Source organism: Shinella sp. M31, assembly GCF_049199205.1.
GTDB lineage: Bacteria > Pseudomonadota > Alphaproteobacteria > Rhizobiales > Rhizobiaceae > Shinella.
This window is the reverse complement of the sequence record NZ_JBLZPH010000220.1, coordinates 1-290: the sequence shown is the minus strand read 5'-3', so window position 1 is coordinate 290 and position 290 is coordinate 1. Positions and strand designations below refer to the sequence as shown.

Sequence of the window (290 nt, the reverse complement as noted above, 5' to 3'; positions counted from 1 at the left end):
AACGATGCGCCGAAGCTGACGGGTGATCTCAAAGCCACCGTTTCAGAAGGAGGCATTTACACGCTGACCGCTGCCGATCTGGGCTTTAGCGATGCCGACGACGGCGCAACCGGGGTCAGGTTCACGGCCTCAAGCGTCGTCAACGGTACGCTGCTGGTCGCCGGCAAGGCCGCGACAAGTTTTACCGCCGCCGATATCGCCGCCGGCCGCGTCACCTTTCGCCACGATGGTTCTGAAACTCTCAAGGCCTCGTTCAAGGTGCTTGTCGAAGACGGTAACGAGGACGGCTC

Annotated in this window: 1 protein-coding gene; it reads left to right on the top strand. The window is 61.4% G+C overall.

The annotated features are described in order from the left end of the window. A partial coding sequence (locus tag ACOZKU_RS27905) for a cadherin-like domain-containing protein (protein WP_421581628.1) occupies window positions 1-290 on the top strand: 290 nt, incomplete at both ends.